Annotated in this window: 21 protein-coding genes; 10 read left to right on the top strand and 11 right to left on the bottom strand. The window is 69.7% G+C overall.

Going from position 1 to position 19491, the window contains the following annotated elements:
- The first annotated feature begins 17 nt into the window (after nt 1-17).
- Complete coding sequence (locus WAE60_RS07565; protein ID WP_337685618.1) at nt 18-752, top strand: 3-oxoacyl-ACP reductase family protein; 735 nt, start codon at nt 18-20, stop codon at nt 750-752.
- A 78-nt stretch (nt 753-830) separates the two neighbouring features.
- Here the strand turns inward: WAE60_RS07565 and WAE60_RS07560 are convergent, their stop codons facing one another.
- Together WAE60_RS07560 and WAE60_RS07555 are read right to left on the bottom strand one after the other, a co-directional pair.
- Nucleotides 831-1256: an HIT domain-containing protein gene (locus WAE60_RS07560; RefSeq protein ID WP_337685617.1), complete on the bottom strand. Its 426-nt coding sequence runs from the start codon at nt 1254-1256 to the stop codon at nt 831-833.
- Nucleotides 1249-2301, bottom strand: a complete 1053-nt coding sequence (locus tag WAE60_RS07555) for a MaoC family dehydratase (protein ID WP_337685616.1) — start codon at nt 2299-2301, stop codon at nt 1249-1251. The genes WAE60_RS07560 and WAE60_RS07555 overlap by 8 nt, the downstream gene beginning before the upstream one ends.
- A gap of 147 nt (nt 2302-2448) precedes the next feature.
- On the opposite strand from WAE60_RS07555, the gene mdh reads away from it, so the two are divergent.
- Together mdh and WAE60_RS07545 are read left to right on the top strand one after the other, a co-directional pair.
- A complete protein-coding gene (gene mdh, locus WAE60_RS07550; RefSeq protein WP_029909863.1) occupies nt 2449-3411 on the top strand; it encodes a malate dehydrogenase in 963 nt (320 codons plus the stop codon).
- Nucleotides 3412-3548: 137 nt separating this feature from the next.
- Nucleotides 3549-4355 carry a TonB family protein gene (locus tag WAE60_RS07545; protein WP_337685615.1) on the top strand — a complete coding sequence of 269 codons (807 nt, stop codon included), beginning with the start codon at nt 3549-3551 and terminating at the stop codon, nt 4353-4355.
- On the opposite strand, the gene WAE60_RS07540 is transcribed toward WAE60_RS07545, so the two are convergent.
- Nucleotides 4352-4789, bottom strand: coding sequence for a CBS domain-containing protein (locus WAE60_RS07540; RefSeq protein ID WP_029909869.1), 438 nt, complete (start codon nt 4787-4789; stop codon nt 4352-4354). The genes WAE60_RS07545 and WAE60_RS07540 overlap by 4 nt on opposite strands.
- Before the next feature lie 131 nt (nt 4790-4920).
- Here WAE60_RS07540 and WAE60_RS07535 point away from each other — a divergent pair, with 131 nt between their 5' ends.
- Nucleotides 4921-5427, top strand: a complete 507-nt coding sequence (locus WAE60_RS07535; protein WP_337685614.1) for a DUF1993 family protein — start codon at nt 4921-4923, stop codon at nt 5425-5427.
- A 234-nt stretch (nt 5428-5661) separates the two neighbouring features.
- Here WAE60_RS07535 and WAE60_RS07530 read toward each other — a convergent pair whose 3' ends face one another.
- On the bottom strand, nt 5662-5937 hold the full coding sequence (locus WAE60_RS07530) for a hypothetical protein (RefSeq protein ID WP_156035628.1): 276 nt from the start codon (nt 5935-5937) through the stop codon (nt 5662-5664).
- 112 nt (nt 5938-6049) lie between these two features.
- Between WAE60_RS07530 and WAE60_RS07525 the strand changes: the two genes are divergently transcribed.
- From WAE60_RS07525 to WAE60_RS07510, 4 genes are all read left to right on the top strand, one after another.
- A complete protein-coding gene (locus WAE60_RS07525; protein ID WP_029909879.1) occupies nt 6050-8473 on the top strand; it encodes a DNA translocase FtsK in 2424 nt (807 codons plus the stop codon).
- A gap of 101 nt (nt 8474-8574) precedes the next feature.
- Complete coding sequence (locus WAE60_RS07520; protein ID WP_337685613.1) at nt 8575-8808, top strand: CsbD family protein; 234 nt, start codon at nt 8575-8577, stop codon at nt 8806-8808.
- A gap of 160 nt (nt 8809-8968) precedes the next feature.
- Nucleotides 8969-9604 carry an outer-membrane lipoprotein carrier protein LolA gene (locus WAE60_RS07515; RefSeq protein WP_337685612.1) on the top strand — a complete coding sequence of 212 codons (636 nt, stop codon included), beginning with the start codon at nt 8969-8971 and terminating at the stop codon, nt 9602-9604.
- 301 nt (nt 9605-9905) lie between these two features.
- On the top strand, nt 9906-10712 hold the full coding sequence (locus WAE60_RS07510) for an exodeoxyribonuclease III (protein ID WP_337685610.1): 807 nt from the start codon (nt 9906-9908) through the stop codon (nt 10710-10712).
- 75 nt (nt 10713-10787) lie between these two features.
- Here WAE60_RS07510 and WAE60_RS07505 read toward each other — a convergent pair whose 3' ends face one another.
- Nucleotides 10788-11642 (bottom strand): helix-turn-helix transcriptional regulator, encoded by an 855-nt coding sequence (locus WAE60_RS07505; RefSeq protein WP_337685608.1) that lies wholly within the window; start codon nt 11640-11642, stop codon nt 10788-10790.
- A 78-nt stretch (nt 11643-11720) separates the two neighbouring features.
- On the opposite strand from WAE60_RS07505, the gene WAE60_RS07500 reads away from it, so the two are divergent.
- On the top strand, nt 11721-12611 hold the full coding sequence (locus WAE60_RS07500; RefSeq protein ID WP_337685607.1) for an SDR family oxidoreductase: 891 nt from the start codon (nt 11721-11723) through the stop codon (nt 12609-12611).
- Nucleotides 12612-13397: 786 nt separating this feature from the next.
- On the opposite strand, the gene WAE60_RS07495 is transcribed toward WAE60_RS07500, so the two are convergent.
- Nucleotides 13398-14384, bottom strand: a complete 987-nt coding sequence (locus WAE60_RS07495; protein WP_337685606.1) for a zinc-binding dehydrogenase — start codon at nt 14382-14384, stop codon at nt 13398-13400.
- A 172-nt stretch (nt 14385-14556) separates the two neighbouring features.
- On the opposite strand from WAE60_RS07495, the gene WAE60_RS07490 reads away from it, so the two are divergent.
- Nucleotides 14557-15462 carry a LysR family transcriptional regulator gene (locus WAE60_RS07490; protein ID WP_337685605.1) on the top strand — a complete coding sequence of 302 codons (906 nt, stop codon included), beginning with the start codon at nt 14557-14559 and terminating at the stop codon, nt 15460-15462.
- On the opposite strand, the gene dnaQ is transcribed toward WAE60_RS07490, so the two are convergent.
- The 5 genes from dnaQ to WAE60_RS07465 are packed head-to-tail and all read right to left on the bottom strand — an operon-like array spanning nt 15459 to nt 19166.
- Complete coding sequence (gene dnaQ / locus WAE60_RS07485; protein ID WP_337685604.1) at nt 15459-16178, bottom strand: DNA polymerase III subunit epsilon; 720 nt, start codon at nt 16176-16178, stop codon at nt 15459-15461. The genes WAE60_RS07490 and dnaQ overlap by 4 nt on opposite strands.
- A 6-nt stretch (nt 16179-16184) precedes the next feature.
- Complete coding sequence (coaE, locus tag WAE60_RS07480; RefSeq protein ID WP_029909907.1) at nt 16185-16808, bottom strand: dephospho-CoA kinase; 624 nt, start codon at nt 16806-16808, stop codon at nt 16185-16187.
- Nucleotides 16805-17662, bottom strand: coding sequence for a shikimate dehydrogenase (gene aroE, locus WAE60_RS07475; RefSeq protein ID WP_029909910.1), 858 nt, complete (start codon nt 17660-17662; stop codon nt 16805-16807). The genes coaE and aroE overlap by 4 nt, the downstream gene beginning before the upstream one ends.
- Nucleotides 17659-18267 carry a Maf family protein gene (locus tag WAE60_RS07470; RefSeq protein WP_029909913.1) on the bottom strand — a complete coding sequence of 203 codons (609 nt, stop codon included), beginning with the start codon at nt 18265-18267 and terminating at the stop codon, nt 17659-17661. The genes aroE and WAE60_RS07470 overlap by 4 nt, the downstream gene beginning before the upstream one ends.
- Entirely contained in the window at nt 18264-19166 is a 903-nt protein-coding gene (locus WAE60_RS07465; protein ID WP_337685603.1) for a pyruvate, water dikinase regulatory protein, read from the bottom strand. Before WAE60_RS07465 ends, WAE60_RS07470 begins: the two co-directional genes overlap by 4 nt.
- Nucleotides 19167-19491 lie beyond the last annotated feature (325 nt).

The following is a 19491-nucleotide window of genomic DNA, read 5'->3' as shown; positions in this document are numbered from 1 at the left end:
CAAGAAAGAGACATCCGATGGAACGAGAACAACAGGGCAAGGTCGCCCTCGTGCTAGGCGGCTCGCGCGGCATCGGCGCGGCGATCGTCGAGCGCCTGGCGACCGACGGAGCCCAGGTGGCTTTCACCTACGCCAGCTCGCCGGAGAACGCCGAGACCCTGCGGGCGGCGATCGAGGCCAAGGGCGGGACGGCTCTGGCGGTCCGGGCCGACAGCGCCGACGCCGACCAGATCAAGGCGGCCGTCGACCAGACCCTGGCCCGCTTCGGTCGGCTGGACATCCTGGTGGTCAACGCCGGGATCCTGCAGCGCGGCAGGATCGACGAGGTCCGATTGGAGGACTTCGACCGCATGGTGGCGATCAACATCCGCGGGGTGTTCGCCGCCCTGCACCACGCCGCGCCGCACCTTTCCGACGGCGGCCGGATCGTCACCATCGGCAGCAACGTCGCGGTCCGCATCGGGTTTTCGGGCAGCAGCACCTACGCCATGACCAAGGCGGCCGTGGCGGCCCTGGTCAAGGGCGCGGCCATCGACCTGGCCCCGCGCGCCATCACGGTCAACAACATCCAGCCCGGCCCCACCCTGACCGACATGACCTCGGACTATGTCGAGATGGTCCGGCCGCTGATCCCGCTGGCGCGGATGGGCGAGCCCCGCGAGATCGCCGGGCTGGTCGCCTATCTGGTCCGCGAGGAGGCCGGATTCGTCACCGGCGCCAGTCTGACCGCCGACGGCGGGCTGTCGCTCTGATCGAAGAGCCCGTCCGCGAAGCTCCGCCTTCCTCCGTCATCCCGGCGCCCGGGATGACGGAGGCGATGTGCGTTGGCTCTACAGGCCCAGCGCTTCCCGCGCCGCCGCCAGGGCCCGTGTCATCACAGCAGCCTCGTAGGCTTGGGCGGGCGAATGCCCCCACACCGGCCCCGGCCAGGCGGGATCGCCGACCCGGCGGCCCAGGACGTGGACGTGCAGCTGGGGCGTGACGTTGCCCAGGGCGCCGACGTTCAGCTTGTCGACCGCCAGGCCCAGCACCTCGCCCACGGCGCGGACCGCCGCCCCGGCCAGCACGGTCTCCTCGATCAGCCGCGCGCGGGCCGCGACCGACAGGTCCTCCAGTTCGCGCGCGCCGCCTAGGCGCGGGATCAGCACCACCCACGGATAGCGGGCGTCCAGCTGCAGGCGGGCGTGGCACAGGGGCAGGTCGCCCAGCTCGGCGGCGGTGGCGACGAAAGCCGGATCGAGGACGAACTCAGCCATGGCGCTTCGGGACCGCCGCCCAATGGTCGAGGTCCAGGATCACGCCCGGCGCATAGGCCCCGGCCTCGTCCTTGTCCGGGAAGTCGCCGCACGGACGATCCACGGTCGCCACCAGCCGCAGGCGCAGGGCGCCGACGCCGGGACCCAGGTCGGCCTTGTCCAGCACCTGCGACCAGGCGAACACCGTGCCGCCCGCGAAATAGGGGCTGACGTGCCGCCCGCCGTTGATGGCCAGGATCAGTCCGGCGTTCTGCAGGCCGTTGAACGACAGGGCCTTGGCGGTGGAGATCACCACCCCGCCATAGACCAGCCGCCGGCCGGAAGGGTCCTTGGCCCGTTCGAACTGGTTGAAGTGGACTTTGGCGGTGTTCTGCCACAGCCGCGTGGCCATCTGGGCCTCGGCCTCTTCGACGGCCATGCCGTCGACATGGTCGATCTTCTCGCCAATTTCGTAGTCCTCGAAGGCGTGCGGGGCGCCGGCGTGGGCGAAGTCGTAGCGCTTGAAGTCCAGCCCCGGGGGCGGCGCCAGATCGGCGGCGGCCACGGCGGCGGCCAGGTCCGGGACCGACTGCCCCTCGACCACCGCGGCGGGGTCGCGCTTCCTCACCATCACCCAGCGTACATAGCTGAGCACCGCCACCCCGCGCTGGTTGGTCCCGGTGGTGCGCACATAGACCACGCCGGTCTTGCCGTTGGAGTTCTCCTTCAGCCCGATCACCTCGGACCTCGCCGACAGGGTGTCGCCCGGATGCACCGGGGCCAGGAACCGGCCCTCGGCGTAGCCGAGGTTGGCCACGGCGTTCAGGCTGATGTCGGGGACGGTCTTGCCGAACACCACGTGGAAGGCGACCAGCGGGTCGACCGGAGCGGTCTCCAGCCCGCAGTCGCGCGCGAAGACGTCGGACGAGAACAGCGGGAAACGCGGCCCGTACAGCGCCGTATACAGCGCCACGTCGCCGGCCGTGACCGTGCGCGGGGTGGCGTGGACGATCACCTGGCCGAGCCTGAAATCCTCGAAAAACCGTCCCGGATCGGTCTTGCTCACGGCCAAGCCTCCTTATCGTTGTTCATGCCGTTTTGCCGCACCGCAGCGAAAGGGGAAAGAGGGCTTCAAAGAGGGCTTGAGGCCGAGCCTTTGCGGGCGTAGACCCCGCCGCGACATTTCTTGTCCAACAAGCCTGATGGAGACCCCATGGCTCGCGCGAAGATCGCCCTTATCGGCGCCGGCATGATCGGCGGCACCCTGGCCCACATCGCCGCTCGTGAAGAGCTGGGCGACGTGATCCTGTTCGACATCGCCGAGGGCACGCCCCAGGGCAAGGCGCTCGACATCGCCGAAGCCTCGGCCGTGTTCGGCAAGGACGTGGCCCTGAAGGGCGCCAACGAGTACGCCGACATCGCCGGCGCCGACGTCTGCATCGTCACCGCCGGCGTGCCGCGCAAGCCGGGCATGAGCCGCGACGACCTGCTGGGCATCAACCTGAAGGTCATGAAGGCCGTCGGCGAAGGCATCAAGGCCCACGCCCCGAACGCCTTCGTCATCTGCATCACCAACCCGCTGGACGCGATGGTCTGGGCCCTGCAGCAGTTCTCGGGCCTGCCGAAGGAAAAGGTCATCGGCATGGCCGGCGTCCTGGACTCGGCCCGCTTCGCCTACTTCCTGTCCGAAGCCACCGGCGTGTCTGTGGAAGACATCCATGCCTGGACCCTGGGCGGCCACGGCGACGACATGGTGCCGATGGTCCGTCACTCGACGGTCGGCGGCCTGCCGCTGCCCGAGCTGGTCAAGCAAGGCTGGCTGACCCAGGAGAAGCTGGACGCCATCGTCGAGCGCACCCGCAAGGGCGGCGGCGAGATCGTCGCCCTGCTCAAGACCGGCTCGGCCTTCTACGCCCCGGCTGAATCGGCCATCGCCATGGCCACCAGCTACCTGAAGGACAAGAAGCGCGTCCTGCCCTGCGCCACCTACCTGACCGGCCAATACGGCCTGAAGGACCTGTACGTGGGCGTGCCGGTGGTCATCGGCGCCGGCGGCGCCGAGAAGATCGTCGAGTTCGAAACCAACGACGCCGAGAAGGCGATGTTCGCCGCCTCGGTCGCTTCGGTCCAGGGCCTGATGGAAGCCTGCAAGGGCATCGACAGCTCGCTGAAGTAGGCTTTCCAAGCCTTCGAGATACGGAAAGGGCGGCTCCGACGGGGCCGCCCTTTTTCGTGCAACGGGCCGCGAACCCGAACGACCCAGGATTGTCTTCCCTGTCGAAGCCGTACAGTTTCGCCGCTTCGGGGGATTCCATGGCGCGCAGCACCATCTTCATCGTCGCGGCGGTCGCCGCGCTCGCGTCGGGCCAGACTCATGCCGATCCTCAAGCCAACTGGCCCATGGGGTCGGACTGGCTGCACAAGCCGACCGGCCGGGATATGGCCAAATACTATCCGGAGAACGCCGCGCGCGACTCCGTCGTCGGCCGCGGGATCATCGATTGCGACGTGACGGCCAAGGGTTTGCTGGACCACTGCCGCGTGGTCGACGAATTCCCGACCGGCTACGCATTCGGGGAAGCCGCCCTGAAGCTGGGCCGCATTTTCCGCGTCGATCCGAAGACGGTCGATGTCACCGATCCGACCCGCAACCGGGCCATCGTGCCGATCATCTTCGCCGACCAGAACAGGCGGCCGCCGTCCAGCAGTTTCCTCGCCGGCAGCAACGCCATGGTGCTGACCCTCGGCGTCGCGCCGAAGACCCGCAACGCCGTCCCGTGCCCGACCGCTGAAAAGCCGGACCAGTTCTGTGCGTTGCACGCACTGGAGTGGAAGCAGCAGCCCTGGCTGGCCCTGACCCTGCCGGCCCTGGACGGCGTCGACATGACGGCCGGCGTCAGCCTGCTCCAGTGCCGGGTCTCGGCCGAAAGGCGGCTGACCCAATGCGTCGCGAGCGGCGATCCGACGCCCGCCGCGCAAAAGGCGATGCTGGCCGTGGCCGACATGATGGTGGCGCCGGAAAAGGCGCTCGACGGCGCGCCGGTGGGCGACGGCCCGGTGGTGATCCCCTTCGAGTGGTCGAAGATCACCCCGCTGGCCCGGGCCTTGAAGCGACCCTAGTGGGCCGCCGAGGTCTCGCCGCCTTCCTGCGAGATCTCCTCCAGCGTCCGGCCCACCTGCTTGGCGCCGTAGTCCTTGGCCACGTCGCCCAGCGACAGGATGCCGGCCAGGTTCCCGGCCTCGTTGAGCACGACCAGGCGGCGGATCTGGTGGTTGGCCATCTTGGCGGTGGCGTCGGCCAGGACGTCGTCCTCCTTGACGCTCTGGACCTCGCCCTCGCTCATCGCCTCGGAGATGGGGCTGTCGAAACTGCGGCCCTCGGCGACCACGCGCAGGACGATGTCGCGGTCGGTGACCAGGCCGACGACCTTGCCGCCTTCGACGATCGGCACGGCGCCGGTTTCGACGTGGGCCATCACCTGGGCGACCTTGCGCACGCTGTCGGTGGGGGCGGCGGTGCTGACCTGGCTGGTCATGGCGTCGCTGACTTTCATGGGAAGGCTCCTGAGGGGAGTGAATTGAACCCCTGAGAAACCCCGACGCGGCGGGCCCGTTCCGTCCGGTCCCGCTTTGCCGCTTCCGCGACGCAGGCTAGACCGGCCCGGCCTCATCCCCCGGAGCTTCCATGTCGATCACCATCCACCAGGCCAGCGTTCCCGTCTTCGTCCAGGGGCTGAAGGGCCTCAAGGGCGTGCTGGCCAAGGCCGCCGCCCACGTCGAGACCCGCAAGCTGGACCCCGACGCCCTGCTCAAGGCGCGGCTCTTCCCCGACATGTTCCCGCTGCTGCGCCAGGTGCAGATCGCCACCGACTTCGCCAAGGGCTGCGCCGCGCGCCTGGCTGGCCAGGAGGTTCCCGCCTGGGACGACGTCGAGACCGGCTTCGGCGACCTGATCGCCCGGGTCGATCGCGCGATCGCCTATGTCGAGGGCCTGGACCCGGCGGCGTTCGACGGCGCCGAGGATCGCGACATCACCCTGACGCGGCGCGGCGAGACCAGCGTGGTCAAGGGCCTGGCCTATCTGCAGACCCAGGCCCAGCCGAACTTCTTCTTCCACCTGACCACCGCCTACGCGATCCTGCGCAAGAACGGCGTCGAAGTCGGCAAGAAGGACTATCTCGGCACGGCCTGAGGACGCGGTTCCGGCGACGATCAAGGCCGTCGCCGGAACGCCCACACCAAGGTCGCCAAGGCGGTGAACACGCCCGCGACCGCCGACAGGATGATCGGCAACTGACTCAAAAGCTCCTTGTCCATGACCAAGCGTCCAACTGACCCGCCAACAGCGGCGGGTTACGCGCCAGGATGACTCCCGCCCACGACGAGTCCGGACGTATGTTCTCTTTTTGTTCTATTCCGAGACCTGTTAGCCGACGTCGACGCCGCGGCGGTCTTCCCGCATCTGGAGAAGGACGCAAAGCGCGAACAGCAGGACCAGCACCGGGGCCACATGGCTCGCGTGACGGTACAGCAGGGCGTTCAGGTGCGTGAAATAGAAGGTCGTGCCCTTAAGGGGCAGACCGTAGAGGCGGCCGGTAGCCGGATCGGCATGGCCCACCGCCGCCGTGAACTGCAGGACGGCCGGGATCATGAAGGCCACGAGGCCCAGGCTCCCGAAGATCGACGCCAGTATCCTCGCCAAGTTCGTCACCCTCCGACGCGACCTCAAACCACAGGCAAACCCGATCATCGTAAATACGCCTTAACCCTCTTGCGGCAAAACAGGGGAGTCTACGAGTGCAAGGTGACTTCTGATGGCGCGAGCGGCGCGGCGATCGAGCGTTGAACTGGTCTGGGACGCGGTGCGGTACGGCTGGGCCCAGCCGTGGTCGGCGCGGTTCCGGGGCGGGGTGATCTGCGTGGTCGGCGCGGGCCTCCTGCTGTCGGTCGCCACCTACAACGCCGCCGATCCCAGCCTGAACGCCGCCACCGGCCAGCCGGCCACCAACGCCCTGGGCGGAGCCGGCGCGGCCCTGGCCGACGTGGTCATGCAGTCGATGGGCCTGGCCGGCTGGATGGCCGCGGCCCTGATGCTGGTGTTCGGCATGTCGCGCGTCACCCAGCCCGACCCGGCCGCCCACCGCCGCGACCTGCGGGTCCGCGCCGCCGTCGGCGGCCTGGGGCTGCTGGCCCTGGCCGGCCTGCTGGCCGCGCCGCCCAAGCCGGTCGCCTGGCCGCTGGCCAAGGGTCTGGGCGGGTTCTGGGGCGACGGCGTGCTGAACCTGCTGGCCGGCCTACTGGGTTTCGCCCGCCTGCCCGGCGCCCACCTGATCGCCGCCCTGCTGCTGGCGATCGGCGCGGCCGTGGCCCTGGGCTACGCCATCGGCGTGCGCCGCATCGATCCCGAGGCGATCGGCGACATGGTCCACGGCCTGATGCAGCCGCGCGAGCGCGCGCCCGCGCCGCAGCCCGTCGCCGCCCCCGAACCCGCCGCCCGTCCGCGCGCGCCGCGCAAGGCTCCGGCCCCGGTGATCGAGGTCGAACCCCAGGCGGCCGCCGCCGCCGTGGCGCCGCGCAAGGCCGCCAAGGCCGCCCCGCCGCCGGTGGAGGACGACGACGACTTCGAGCCCAGCTTCGAGCCGCGGCCCCTGGCCATCGCCCAGCCCAAGACGCCCGCCAAGTCCAACAACCGCGAGCAGCGCGAACAGCAGAAGGCCTTCGACTTCGAGGCCGAGGGCTTCCAGCTGCCCGAGCTGGCCATGCTGGCCAAGCCCAAGCCGCGCTCGGCCGAGTTCGACGAGGAGGCCCTGCGCCAGAACGCCCGCCTGCTGGAAAGCGTGCTGGCCGAGTTCGGCGTGCGCGGCCAGATCGACCAGATCCGCCCCGGCCCCGTCGTGACCATGTACGAGCTGGTGCCGGCCGCCGGCACCAAGACCGCCCGCGTCGTGGCCCTGGCCGACGACATCGCCCGCTCGATGAGCGTGATCTCGTGCCGCGTGGCCGTGGCCCAGGGCCGCAACGCCATCGGCATCGAGATGCCCAACCAGCGCCGCGAGACCGTCTATCTGCGCGACCTGCTCAGCAGCGCCGACTACGAGCGCGCCAGCCACAACCTGCCCATGGCCCTGGGCGAGACCATCGGCGGCGACACCTACATCGCCGACCTGGCCAAGATGCCCCACCTGCTGATCGCCGGCACCACCGGTTCCGGCAAGTCGGTCGGCGTCAACGCCATGATCCTGTCGATCCTGTACAAGCTGCCGCCCGAGAAGTGCCGCTTCATCATGATCGACCCGAAGATGCTGGAACTCAGCGTCTATGACGGCATCCCGCACCTGCTGGCCCCGGTCGTGACCGATCCGAAGAAGGCCGTGGTGGCGCTGAAGTGGACCGTCCGCGAGATGGAGGACCGCTATCGCCGCATGTCCAAGATCGGCGTGCGCAACATCGGCGGCTTCAACGAGAAGGCCAACGAGGCCCTGGAGAAGGGCGAGCACTTCGAGCGGACCGTCCAGACCGGCTTCGACGACGCCGGCCGCCCGATCTACGAGACCGAGAAGATCCGCCCCGAGCCCATGCCCTATCTGGTGGTGGTCATCGACGAGGTGGCCGACCTGATGATGGTGGCCGGCAAGGACATCGAAGGCGCCGTCCAGCGCCTGGCCCAGATGGCCCGCGCCGCCGGCATCCACCTGATCATGGCCACCCAGCGCCCGTCGGTCGACGTCATCACCGGCACCATCAAGGCCAACTTCCCGACCCGGATCAGCTTCCAGGTCACCAGCAAGATCGACGCCCGCACCATCCTGGGCGAGCAGGGCGCCGAGCAGCTGCTGGGCCAGGGCGACATGCTCTACATGGCCGGCGGCGGCCGCATCACCCGCCTGCACGGCCCGTTCGTCAGCGACGGCGAGGTCGAGGCCGTGGCCAAGTTCCTGCGCGACCAGGGCATCCCCAACTATCTCGACGAAGTCACCGCCGGCGGCGACGAGGAGCAGGAAGAGGCCATCGAGGGCGCCTTCGCGGGCGAGGGCGGGGCCAACGACCTCTACGACCACGCCGTGGCCGTGGTCACCCGCGACCGCAAGGCCTCGACCAGCTACATCCAGCGCCGCCTGCAGATCGGCTACAACCGCGCCGCCTCGCTGATGGAGCGGATGGAGAAGGAGGGCGTGGTCGGCCCCGCCAACCACGCCGGCAAGCGCGAGATCCTGGCGCCGCCCCCGCCGCCGATGTAGGGGCGGCCCGGCGCGGCCGGATCGTTTATGGCTCCGCTTGCGTTGTAGGCGCGTGACGGCCGAGGTCGTCGCGTCCGATCATCGCCCACGGAGCCTCGCCCATGACCCGACCGCGCACGCCGTTCCTCGCCCTGACCCTGGTGATCGCCGTGGCGGGCCTGAGCGCCTGCGACAGGGAAGCCGGGCGCAAGCAGGAAACCGTCGGCAAGGTCGAATCCGGCCTCGGGACGGTCGTCGGCGACAAGGACCTGAAGGCGCAGGGCAAGGAAGACAAGGTCGCCGGCAACGTGAAGCAGGGCGACCTGAAGGGCGCGGTCAAGGACGCCAAGAAGTAGGACCGTCCCACCGCCTGAAACCTCGGCCGTCCGACGGCGTTTCTTTCGCCTCCAACCTCCCGAACCTGAACGGCGCTTCATCGGAGCGCCGGAAAATGGTCGCGCGAGAGCCTTTCGCTCGTCGCACGCTCAGGGCAAAGGTTGACGTCTAGGAGATCGCATGACCAACACGACCCGCCGCCTGATCCTCGCCACCGGCCTCGCCCTGGCCGCCGCGCCCGCGTTCGCCGCCCAGACGGCGGCCGCCAAGCTCTCGGCCGAGGACCAGGCGCTGGTCGACAAGGCCACGGCCTATATCCAGACCCTCGGCTCGGCCAAGGGGCGCTTCATCCAGACCGACGCGCGCGGGACCCAGACCCAGGGGACCTTCTACCTGCAGCGTCCCGGCAAGGCCCGCTTCGCCTATGACGGCCCCAACGGCCTGCTGGTGGTCAGCAACGGCAGCAGCGTCAACATCTCCGACCCCCGGCTGAAGACCTTCGAGAGCTATCCGCTCAGCCGCACGCCCCTGGTGCTGCTGCTGGCCCGCGAGGTGCGGCTGGACCGCGGCGTGACCATCACCGGCGTGCGCAAGCTGGCGGACGGTTTCAGCATCCAGGCGGTGGACGCCAAGAAGGAAACCCGCGGCCGCATCGAGCTGAACTTCAGCAGCGGCCCTGACCTCGTCGGCTGGACCGTCACCGACGCCAAGGGCGCGGAGACCCGCGTGCGTCTGGTGGACTTCGAAAAGACGTCCGGCCTGGATCCGAAACTGTTCGTCCTGAATGACCCCCGTCGTCGCGTCGGCAAGCCCTAGTTGTATTTTGGCCGTTCGACGCGGCCGAAATGCGACAATTTCACAACATGCAAGATGTTAACGCGATTGTTCTTGACTTAGATTCTCGCCGTGGCAGATTTAACACGCATGGCGAAGAGCGCCCGACCCGCCCTTCGCAACCGTGCCGGACCTATCCCCTCCCGGCGGCGGCATGAGAGACCCGACTTTCGCCCAGACACTTCGTGTCTGGGCGTTTTTCGTTTTGGTTCGGCGCCCAGATGCTCCGGCCTCTGGGCGTTTTTCGTTGTCGCCGGCCGTTTCGAAGCTCTAGAGGAACGGCATGCGCCTCCGTATCGCCACCTGGAACGTCAATTCCGTCCGCCTGCGCGCCGAGCAGGCCGCCCGCTTCGTCGACGAGCAGGCCCCCGACGTGCTCTGCATGCAGGAGATCAAGTGCCAGGAGGGGGAATTCCCGCGCGAGGCCTTCGTCGCCATGGGCCTGCCGCACATCAAGATCATGGGCCAGAAGGGCTGGCACGGCGTGGCCATCGCCTCGCGCCTGCCCTTCGAGGACGTGCCGACGCTGATGAACTGCCGCGAGGGTCATGCCCGGTGCGTCGCGGTCAAGGTGGCCGGGGTCGACATCCAGAACTTCTACATCCCGGCCGGCGGCGACACGCCCGATCGCGTCGGCAATCCGAAGTTCGACCACAAGCTCGACTTCTATGAGACCCTGACCGCGGCCCTGAAGAAGCGTGACCCCAAGGCGCCGCTGATCGTCACCGGCGACCTGAACATCGCGCCCGGCGAGAACGACGTCTGGAGTCACCGCCAGATGCTGAAGGTCGTCAGCCACACGCCGGCCGAGCTCGAGGCCTTCGACGCGATGATCAAGTCGATGGACCTGCTGGATTTGCCGCGCCTGGCTGTGCCCGAGCCGGAAAAGCTGTTCAGCTGGTGGAGCTACCGCGCCGCCGATTTTCGCAAGTCCAACCGCGGCCTGCGCCTGGATCACATCCTGGCCAGCCCCGGCCTGCGCGACGCGGCGATCGTCGACGGCAAGGTGTCGTCGAAGGTCCACGACACGGTGCGCGAATGGGAACGTCCCAGCGACCACGCCCCGGTGACCGCGGATTTGCGGGTTTAGGGCCACCGCTCTTCCGGCTGTCATCTCGGAAGCCCCGCAGGGGCTGTCCGGGATGACAACTATTGGGGGAGGCGCTTAGCTCGCGGACACATCTCGCGCCGCCACCAGCCTGCGCACATTGTCGGCGTCCTCGGCCGTCGCCGGGTTGTAGACCACCAGGCCCAGGTCCGGCCGGCCGTCGACGGCGAAGGCGGAATATTCGAAGGCGATCGGGCCCAGCACCGGATGGCGCAGGCGTTTGACCCCTTCGCCGTAGTGCCGCACGTCGTTCTCGCGCCACAGCCGGGCGAACTCCGGACTCGTCCGGCTCAGGTCCTCGACCAGGGCCTGGACCTCGGCGCCGGCCCCCGCCCGCGCCGCGTCGGCCCGGAAGGCGGCGACCACGAACCGCGCCACGCTGTCCCAATCGAACTGGGCCTCGCGCACGCGCGGATCGCCGAAGATCAGCCGCAGGATGTTGCGCTGTTCCGGGGGCAGGGCGCCGTAGTCGGTCAGCACCGCCGCGGCGGCCTTGTTCCAGGCCACCACGTCCCAGGTGGCGGTGCGGATCAGGGCGGGGCTGGCCTCCAGGGCGTCCAGCACCCGCTGCAAGCGCGGCGTCACCCCCTCGGACTTGGCGTAGCGCACCTCCGGCGGACGCCCCAGGCCCAACAGGAACAGGTGCTCGCGCTCGACATCGGTCAGCAGCAGGGCGCGGGCGATGCGGTCCAGCACGTCGGCCGAGGGCGCGCCGCCGCGTCCCTGTTCCAGCCAGGTGTACCAGGTGGCGCTGATGTCGGCCCGCTGGGCGACCTCCTCGCGCCGCAGGCCCGGCGTGCGCCGCCGCCCCGTCGGCAGGCCGAAGTCGGCGGGATTCAGCCTGGCCCGGCGCCCCTTCAGATAGGTCGCCAGGGAGTCCCGAGGCGCGGGCGTCTCGATCCTGTTAGTCATTATACCCTGATAATCTCTCGTCTTTTACCGGCATAGCATACGCGCCAAATGACCTCCGTCGAACATCGGAGAGTTCCCATGCGTGTTTTCGTCACCGGCGCCACCGGCTTCGTCGGCTCCGCCGTCGTCCAGGACCTGATCGCCGCCGGCCACCAGGTTCTGGGCCTGACCCGGTCCGAGGCCGGTGCCCGGCAGCTCGAGGCGGCCGGAGCCCAGGTCCACCAGGGCTCCCTCGAGGACCCGGACAGCCTGGCGCGCGGCGCCGCGGCGGCCGACGGGGTGATCCACACCGCCTTCAACCACGACTTCTCGCGGTTCGTGGAGAACTGCGAACAGGACCGCCGGGCCATCGAGACGATCGGCGCGGCCCTGGAGGGCACGGAGCGGCCGCTGCTGGTCACCTCAGGGACCCTGCTGCTGGCCGACGGCCGCCTGGCGACCGAGGACGACCGGATGCCCGTCGGGCCGGGCCATCCCCGCCAGTCCGAGCCGGCGGCCGCGGCCCTGGCGGCGCGTGGGATCAAGGCCTCGGTCGTGCGGCTACCGCCGTCGGTGCACGGGGCGATCGACCACGGCTTCGTGCCGCATCTGATCGGCCTGGCCCGGCAGAAGGGGGCCGCGGCCTATATCGGCGAGGGCCTCAACCGCTGGCCGGCCGTGCACCGCTTCGACGCCGCCCCGGTCTACCGGCTGGCGCTGGAGCGCGGCGAGGGCGGGGCGCGCTACCACGCGATCGGCGAGGAGGGCGCGCCGTTCAAGGCCATCGCCGCCGCGATCGGCGCGGGGCTGGGCGTGCCCGTCGTCAGCGTGTCGCCGGACGAGGCCGCCGACTGGTTCGGCTGGTTCGCCCGCTTCGCCGCCGCCGACGCCCCGACCTCCAGCGCCTGGACCCGGGAGGTGCTGGGCTGGACGCCGAACCAGCCGGACCTGCTGACCGATATGCAGCAGGCGGGGTATTTCGCGGGGTGAAGAGGGCGTCTCGCACCCTCTCCCAGAGGGAGAGGGAGGGACCCGCGCCGCAGGCGTGGGAGGGTGAGGGGTTTCACCCTGTCGGGTTTGGCTGCCGCCGCACTGCCGGCGCTCCGTCGGACGTCGTAACCCCTCACCCTGCCCTCTCCCTCTGGGAGAGGGTTCCGAGTGGGCGACTTATGCTCGGTGGATTGCGACTGAAGTTCAGCGTTTTCAACACCCTGAACTTTCTCGACCTGATTTGGTCCTCACTCTTCCAAGCAGCCTTATCCTTTACCCACCTCGACGCAGGGAAAGGGCGCATGGCCAGCGACCGATGCGGCGGCGGGGGGCGATCGAGCGGGACTGGGCTGGAGGGGGTTACTCCAGCGTGTCCGGGGACTTCCATCGTTGGGGAGCCCGCCCGCCGTCGGCGTCGAACGGGGACAAAGCGCGTGTTCGCCCTTAGGCCCGCGCCCCCGGCGGCCGGGAAAGCTGGAAACAGCCGCCCCGGGTCCGGCTAAGCCTCAACAGGGCTGCCCACCGGACGCTGGCGGATAACGCATCGCGCGGAGCGACTGGCTTCGTCGAAACGGTACAACACACAGAACTCCGGACGTCGTCCGGCGCTCCGCGTCCCTTTCCATCAGCTCACAGCCATTTGGCGTGGGATCACACTCCCTTGCCCCCACCTGGCGGCTTCGCCGCCTGTCCGCCCCCGTAGGGGGCGGAGCCGCCTGCGCGAGGCTCTTCCCCCTCCCGGGGACGACCGCGAAGCGGTCCGTAGGGGGCAAGGGGTCGCCGCCGCTAGTCCTCGAAGACCAGCACATGCTTGCCGCCCTCAGGCCGGAACGTCGCCCCTTCAAGCGCCTGGCGATGATCCTCGAGCGTCCAGCGGCCGGCGATGCGGACCTCGATCTCGGGATCGGCCAGCTCGGCCAGGACGCTGGCCAGATAGTCGGCGTCCCCCGGGGCCGGCGGATCGAAGAAGTAGCGGTAGACGTAGGAGCGGATTTCCTGCAGGTCCATCAACACCTTGAGCGCGCCGGCCTGGAAAGGCCGCAGATCGTAGGCGCCGACCACGACCGCCCGGCCCTTGAAGCCCAGGGCCTCAAGGAGTTGGGTCAGGACCTCGCCGCCCACGGCGTCGACGACGCCGCTCAGGCCCTGGCCGCCCGTCGCCGCGCGCACCGCCTCGGCCAGCGGGATCTCCAGGTCGGCGAGGGCGATCACGGCCTCGGCGCCCAGGGCCGTCAGGTCGCGGCCCTCGATCCGCCGACGCACGATCGCCAGCACCCGCACGCCCCGACGCCGGGCCATCTGGATGACCAGGCCCGAGACCAGCGAATGGCCCGCCGTGACCGCCAGCCATTGTCCCGGCCCGACCTCGCTGGCCGTCAGGACGTCGCGGGCGGTGATCGCGGGCATCAGCTGGGCGGCGCGCTCGACCGGATAGTCGTCGGGCAGGGGGATCAGGGACCGTGCGTCGATCGCCGCGAACTCGGCCCAGACGCGGCCGGCGCTGAACGCCACCAGCATCCCCGGCGCCAGGTCGGCGCGGCCGCCGGTCTCGACCACCCGGCCCACGCCGTGGTTGCCGACCACCTGGCCGGGCAGGACCGGCCGCTTGGCCTCGGGATATTGGCCCTGGGTGAAGAAGAAGTCGCCGGGGTGGATCCCGGCGGCGACTATCCGCACCAGGGCCTCGCCCGGACCGGGACGGGGCGCGGGGACCTCCCGCAGTTCGACCACGTCGAGAGGCGGACCGAGACGATCCTGGACCAGCGCTTTCATCGGACTTGCTCCTGTCGGACCCGCCATCTCGCGGGGTGGCCGTCAGATGCGGGCGACCGCCGATCGGGACAATCGACCCGGATGGAGCGCTGTTTTCCAGATGAGCAACAATGGCGCCTTGCGTCGCTGACCGACGATCCCGATCTGCGGACCGGGCTTCGAGGGAACGGCGATGCTGGGATTCGACGACGCGGCGATCTTCCTGAAGGTGGCGCGGGAAGGCAGCTTCATCGCCGCCGCCCGGGCCCTGGGCCTGCCGACCAGCTCGGTCAGCCGCCGGGTCGCCGCCCTGGAGGCGCGGCTCAAGGTCCAGCTGCTGCGGCGGACCACCCGGGCGGTGGGCCTGACCGACGACGGCCGGGCCTTCGTCGACCGCTGCGCGGCCGCCATCGACGAGATCGAGGCCGCCGCCAAGGGTTTCGACACCAGCGAGGCGCGGCTCACGGGACGGCTGACCGTCACCGCCCCGCACCATGTCTGCAACGAGGAATTCGCGCCCAACCTGCTGGCCTTCGCCGCCGGCCATCCGGATCTGGTCATGGACCTGCGGTTGACCAACGGCGCGCCCGACCTGATCGAGGAGGGGATCGACGTGGCCTTCCAGCTGGCCCCGCTGCCCGAAGGTCGCCACGTGGCGCGCAAGCTGTGGTCGTCGCCCTACATGATCTGCGCCAGCCGCGACTTCGTCGACCGCCATCCCGAAACCCGGCGGCTGGACCATCCCCGGCGGCTCTGCCCGCTGCCGGCGATCCTCACCCCGCCGATCCGCAACTGGCGGTTCGTCCATGCGGGCGGCGAGACCTACGCCATGGCCCCGCGCACCCTGGGGGCGTCGGTGGACGATCTGTCGATGGGCGCCCTGGCCGCGCGCCAAGGCCTGGGGGTCGCCTATCTGCCCAGGGGCCTGGCCGGCCGCTTCCCGGACCTGGTCGAGCTGACGTTCGGGGATTGGCGCGTCGAGGACCGCGAGCTCTACGCCCTCTATCCGGCCACCCGGCAGCTGTCGCCCAAGGTCCGCGCGGTCATCGACCACGCCCTGTCGACCCGCGCCGCGCATCAGTCCAGGCCGGCGGCCTAGCCCTCGGCGGCCACGACGCCCACGCCGAACTGGATCCAGACGGCCTTGTCCTTGAGGTTCTTCTTCACGAAGGCGGCGTGGATCTCGCGCTCTTCCTCGGTCGAGCGCGGGGCCAGCGGCCGGGCCCGGGCGCCGTACGAACCGGCGCGGGCGACCGAGACGGCGTTGACGGCGACCGCGTGGGTCAGCTCCAGCGCCCGTTCCTTGCCGCCCTGCAGCTCGAGATAGACCTCGGCCAGCAGGTGGGCGTCGATCAGGGCCCCGTGCTTGTCGCGGCTGTCGAGGCTGATCTTGAACCGCTTACACAGCGCGTCGAGCGAGTTGTACATGCCCGGGAAGCGCTTCTTGGCCATGGCCAGGGTGTCGACCCAGCTGCTTTCGTGGATCGGCGCCCGACCACACTTCTCCAGCTCGAAATTGACGAAGCTGCGGTCGAAGGCGGCGTTGTGGGCGATGACCGGGGCGTCGCCGACGAACTCGAGGAACCGGTCGGCGATCTCCTCGAACTTCGGCTTGCCCTTCAGGAAGGCGCTGGACAGGCCGTGCACCTTCTCGGCCTCGGCCGGCATGTCGCGCAGCGGGTCGCAATATTCGTGGAACGACCGCCCGGTGGGCATGTAGTCGACCACCTCGATGCAGCCGATTTCGACCAGCCGGTCGCCGGTCTTGGGGTCGAAGCCGGTGGTTTCGGTATCGAGGATGATTTCCCGCGCCATCGGATTTCAATGGCCCTGTTCGCGGCCGCCTTCAAGCGGAGCGGCGGCGCGCAGGCGAGTCAGGATGTCGCGGACCTGTTGACGGGCGTGGTCCAGGCCCCGGCCGGTGTCGATCACGAAGTCGGCGCGGGCCCGCTTCTCGGCGTCGGGCGTCTGGCGGGCCAGGATAGCCTCGAACTTGGCGAGGTCCATGCCCGGCCGGGCCAGCACTCGCTGGCGCTGGACGTCGGCGGGGGCCGAGACCACCACCACCTTGTCGACCTTCTTCTCGCCGCCGGTCTCGAACAGCAGGGGGATGTCCAGCACGACGACGTCGGCGCCCTGGGCCTGGGCGTCCTCGAAGAAGCCGATCCGGTGGGCGCCGACCAGCGGGTGGACGATGGATTCCAGCACCGCCAGGGCCTCGGAGTTCCCCATCACCGCGGCGCTGAGCCTGGCGCGGTCGATGGCCCCGTCGACCACCACGCCCGGGAACGCCGCCTCGACCGGCCCGACCGCCGCGCCGCCGCTGGCGTAGAGGGCGTGGACGGCCGCATCGGAATCGTAGACCGGCACGCCGGCCTCGACGAACATCTGCGACGTCGTCGACTTGCCCATGCCGATCGAACCGGTCAGGCCCAGGACGATCATTTCGCCGCGTCCCCCAGGTGGGCCAGGGCCAGGGCGCGCACGTCGACCTGGGCCGGCGGCGCGACGCCGAAGAAGGCCTCGAAGCTGGGGACGGCCTGGCGCAGCAGCATCTCCAGCCCGTCCACCGTGCGGCGGCCGGCGGCCTCGGCGCGGCGCAGGAACTCGGTGCGGAGGGGCTTGTAGACCATGTCGACCACGACCGCGTTCTTCGGCGTCAGCGCCAGGTCCGCCGCCGGGCCCGCGCCGCCGCCCAGGCCCAGGGAGGTGGCGTTGATCACCAGGCCGGCCTGGGCGAGCAGGGCGTCCAGCTCGGTCTCCGAGGCGGCCTCGACCACGCCGCCGATGGAGGTGGCGATCGCCTCGGCCCGGGCGAAGGTGCGGTTGACGATGCTGACCCGGGGCGCGCCGGCCAGGGCCAGGGCGGCTGCCGCGCCCCGCGCCGCGCCGCCGGCGCCCAGGATCACCACCGGCGAGACGGCGATGTCGAAGCCCGGCGCCTGGACGGCGATGGCGCCGATCAGGCCCGGACCGTCGGTGTTGTCGGCGGTGATCGTGCCGTCGGCTTCGAAGATCAGCAGGTTGGCCGCGCCGGCCAGCTTGGCCAAGTCGCTGCAACGGTCAGCGCAGGCCAGGGCCTGCTCCTTGAACGGTATGGTGACGTTCAGCCCCCGGATCGCCCCGCCGCGCAGGCCCTCGGCGAAGGTCTCGAAATTGTCCTCACCCGGTCCGAACGGGACATATGCGGCGTTCAACCCGGCTGCGGCGATCCAGGCGTTGTGGATCACCGGGCTCATCGAGTGGCGGATCGGCTGGCCACAGACGCCGGCGACGATGGCCGAACCCGTCACGCTCATGCCTCGAGAGCTCCATGCAAGCGAAGGAAATCAAGCAGGCCGGTGATCGGCAGGCCCAGGATGGTGAAATAGTCGCCGTCGATGCGGTCGAACAGCTGCACGCCCTCACCCTCGAGGAAGTAGCAGCCGACCGACGACAGGATGTCGGGAGCGTTGCGCGCCAGATAGCCGTCCAGCCAGGCGTCGCTGAAGGGCCGCACCGACAGCTTCGCGGTCTCGACCACGCGCCAGATCGGGCGGCCGTCGCGGGCCACGACCACGGCTGAGTGCAGCTTGTGGACCTTGCCGCGCAAGCGGAGCAGCTGGTCGCGGGCGGCCTCGACCGTATCGACCTTGTCGAACAGCACGCCGTCCAGGTCGAGCGTCTGGTCCGAGCCGATCACCAGGCCGGCGCGCTTGGTCGAGACCTTGAACGCCTTCAGTTCGGCCAGGGCGTCGGCCACTTCGCGCGGCGAGGCGCCCTCGGCCAGCAGCCCGGCCTTGGCGGCGTCCTCGTCGACGCCGGACCGGACGGCCTCGAAGGCGACGCCGGCGTTGCGCAGGATCGTCTGTCGGGCCGAGCTGGTGGACGCCAGGGTTACGGGGGTGCGGGACGATGACGTCATCCCAGGACCTCGACCTGGCCGCGGCCGCCCGACAGCAGGTTGATGATCGCCGCCGCGGTCTCCTCGACCGACCGGCGGGTCACGTCGATGATCGGCCAGCCCTGGCGCTCGAACAGCCGGCGGGCGGCGATGATCTCCTGCCGCACGGCGTCGGTGTCGATATAGTCGCTCTCGCGGTTCTCCTTCAGCGACAGCAGGCGGTTGCGGCGGATCTGGATCAGCCGCTCGGGCGTGGTCATCAGGCCGACGATCAGGGTGTTCTTCAGGGTGAACAGCTCGTCGGGCGGCGGCCGGCCCGGGACCAGCGGCACGTTGGCGGCGCGTACGCCGCGGTGGGCCAGATAGATGCAGGTGGGCGTCTTGGACGTGCGCGACACGCCGACCAGGATCACATCGGCCTGGGTCAGGTCCTGACCGCCCTGGCCGTCGTCGTGGGCGATGGCGTAGTCCAGGGCCTCGATCCGGTCGAAATAGTCGTTGTTGAGCGCGTGCTGAGCGCCGACCCGGGTCGAGATCCGCGCGCCCAGATAGCGCGACATGGCGCTGACCACCGGGTCGAGGGCGGCGATGCACGGCATCTCCAGCCGTCGGCAGCCTTCCTCCAGCGCGGCCCGCAGGCCCGGGTCGATGATCGTGTGCATGACCACGCCCGGCGCGCCGGCGATCTCCTCCAACGCCCGGTCGAGTTGGCGCGTGGAACGCACCAGGGCGTAGATGTGTTCAATCGGCAGGATGTCGGTGAAACGCGCGCAGACCGCCCGGGCCATGGCGTTCAGGGTCTCGCCCGTGGAGTCCGACACCAGGTGGATATGGAAGTAGGTCGCGAACCTTGGCGCGGCTCTTTCACCCTCAGGGGCGCCCGCTTCCTGTGGATCATCTGTTAAGGGTTGCTTAACCACTGGCTTGGCCCTTGGGGATGAGCGGGGGTGAATCCGGGACAGTCACGGCGCGTCGAACTGACCCTGTGTTAAACGGTCACATTGATGCCGGACAATCCCCAGTCTCGGATGAGCTCCACAGCCGGTGCGTTTCCGATTCCCCCAGAGCGGGGATGAGCGGACGCTCATGGTTACGGCGCTGTTCACCATCTTAACGTTTCATTAGGAATTACGAAGACCTAGCGGACTATCCCCATAGTTCACAGGCGCGAGCCCACATGTGGGTCACGTTGGGATGGTTTTCGGATCGGCAGGGGGCATGGTGCGCCGCACGCGGGTTTTCCCC

This window comes from Caulobacter sp. CCG-8 (genome assembly GCF_037402475.1).
Taxonomy (GTDB): Bacteria; Pseudomonadota; Alphaproteobacteria; order Caulobacterales; family Caulobacteraceae; genus Caulobacter.
This window is presented reverse-complemented; position numbering and strand designations above follow the sequence as displayed.

Coding starts and splice junctions, on each gene's coding strand:
- WAE60_RS07515 (WP_337685612.1), top strand. CDS start 8,969: ATGACCAACACGACCCGCCGCCTGATCCTCGCCACCGGCCTCGCCCTG.
- coaE (WP_029909907.1), bottom strand. CDS start 16,808: ATGATCGTCCTGGGCCTGACCGGTTCGATCGGCATGGGCAAGTCGACG.
- dnaQ (WP_337685604.1), bottom strand. CDS start 16,178: ATGGCGCGGGAAATCATCCTCGATACCGAAACCACCGGCTTCGACCCC.
- WAE60_RS07495 (WP_337685606.1), bottom strand. CDS start 14,384: ATGAAAGCGCTGGTCCAGGATCGTCTCGGTCCGCCTCTCGACGTGGTC.
- WAE60_RS07565 (WP_337685618.1), top strand. CDS start 18: ATGGAACGAGAACAACAGGGCAAGGTCGCCCTCGTGCTAGGCGGCTCG.
- WAE60_RS07525 (WP_029909879.1), top strand. CDS start 6,050: ATGGCGCGAGCGGCGCGGCGATCGAGCGTTGAACTGGTCTGGGACGCG.
- WAE60_RS07500 (WP_337685607.1), top strand. CDS start 11,721: ATGCGTGTTTTCGTCACCGGCGCCACCGGCTTCGTCGGCTCCGCCGTC.
- WAE60_RS07535 (WP_337685614.1), top strand. CDS start 4,921: ATGTCGATCACCATCCACCAGGCCAGCGTTCCCGTCTTCGTCCAGGGG.
- WAE60_RS07545 (WP_337685615.1), top strand. CDS start 3,549: ATGGCGCGCAGCACCATCTTCATCGTCGCGGCGGTCGCCGCGCTCGCG.
- WAE60_RS07505 (WP_337685608.1), bottom strand. CDS start 11,642: ATGACTAACAGGATCGAGACGCCCGCGCCTCGGGACTCCCTGGCGACC.
- WAE60_RS07510 (WP_337685610.1), top strand. CDS start 9,906: ATGCGCCTCCGTATCGCCACCTGGAACGTCAATTCCGTCCGCCTGCGC.
- WAE60_RS07560 (WP_337685617.1), bottom strand. CDS start 1,256: ATGGCTGAGTTCGTCCTCGATCCGGCTTTCGTCGCCACCGCCGCCGAG.
- aroE (WP_029909910.1), bottom strand. CDS start 17,662: ATGAGCGTGACGGGTTCGGCCATCGTCGCCGGCGTCTGTGGCCAGCCG.
- mdh (WP_029909863.1), top strand. CDS start 2,449: ATGGCTCGCGCGAAGATCGCCCTTATCGGCGCCGGCATGATCGGCGGC.
- WAE60_RS07490 (WP_337685605.1), top strand. CDS start 14,557: ATGCTGGGATTCGACGACGCGGCGATCTTCCTGAAGGTGGCGCGGGAA.
- WAE60_RS07470 (WP_029909913.1), bottom strand. CDS start 18,267: ATGACGTCATCGTCCCGCACCCCCGTAACCCTGGCGTCCACCAGCTCG.
- WAE60_RS07520 (WP_337685613.1), top strand. CDS start 8,575: ATGACCCGACCGCGCACGCCGTTCCTCGCCCTGACCCTGGTGATCGCC.
- WAE60_RS07540 (WP_029909869.1), bottom strand. CDS start 4,789: ATGAAAGTCAGCGACGCCATGACCAGCCAGGTCAGCACCGCCGCCCCC.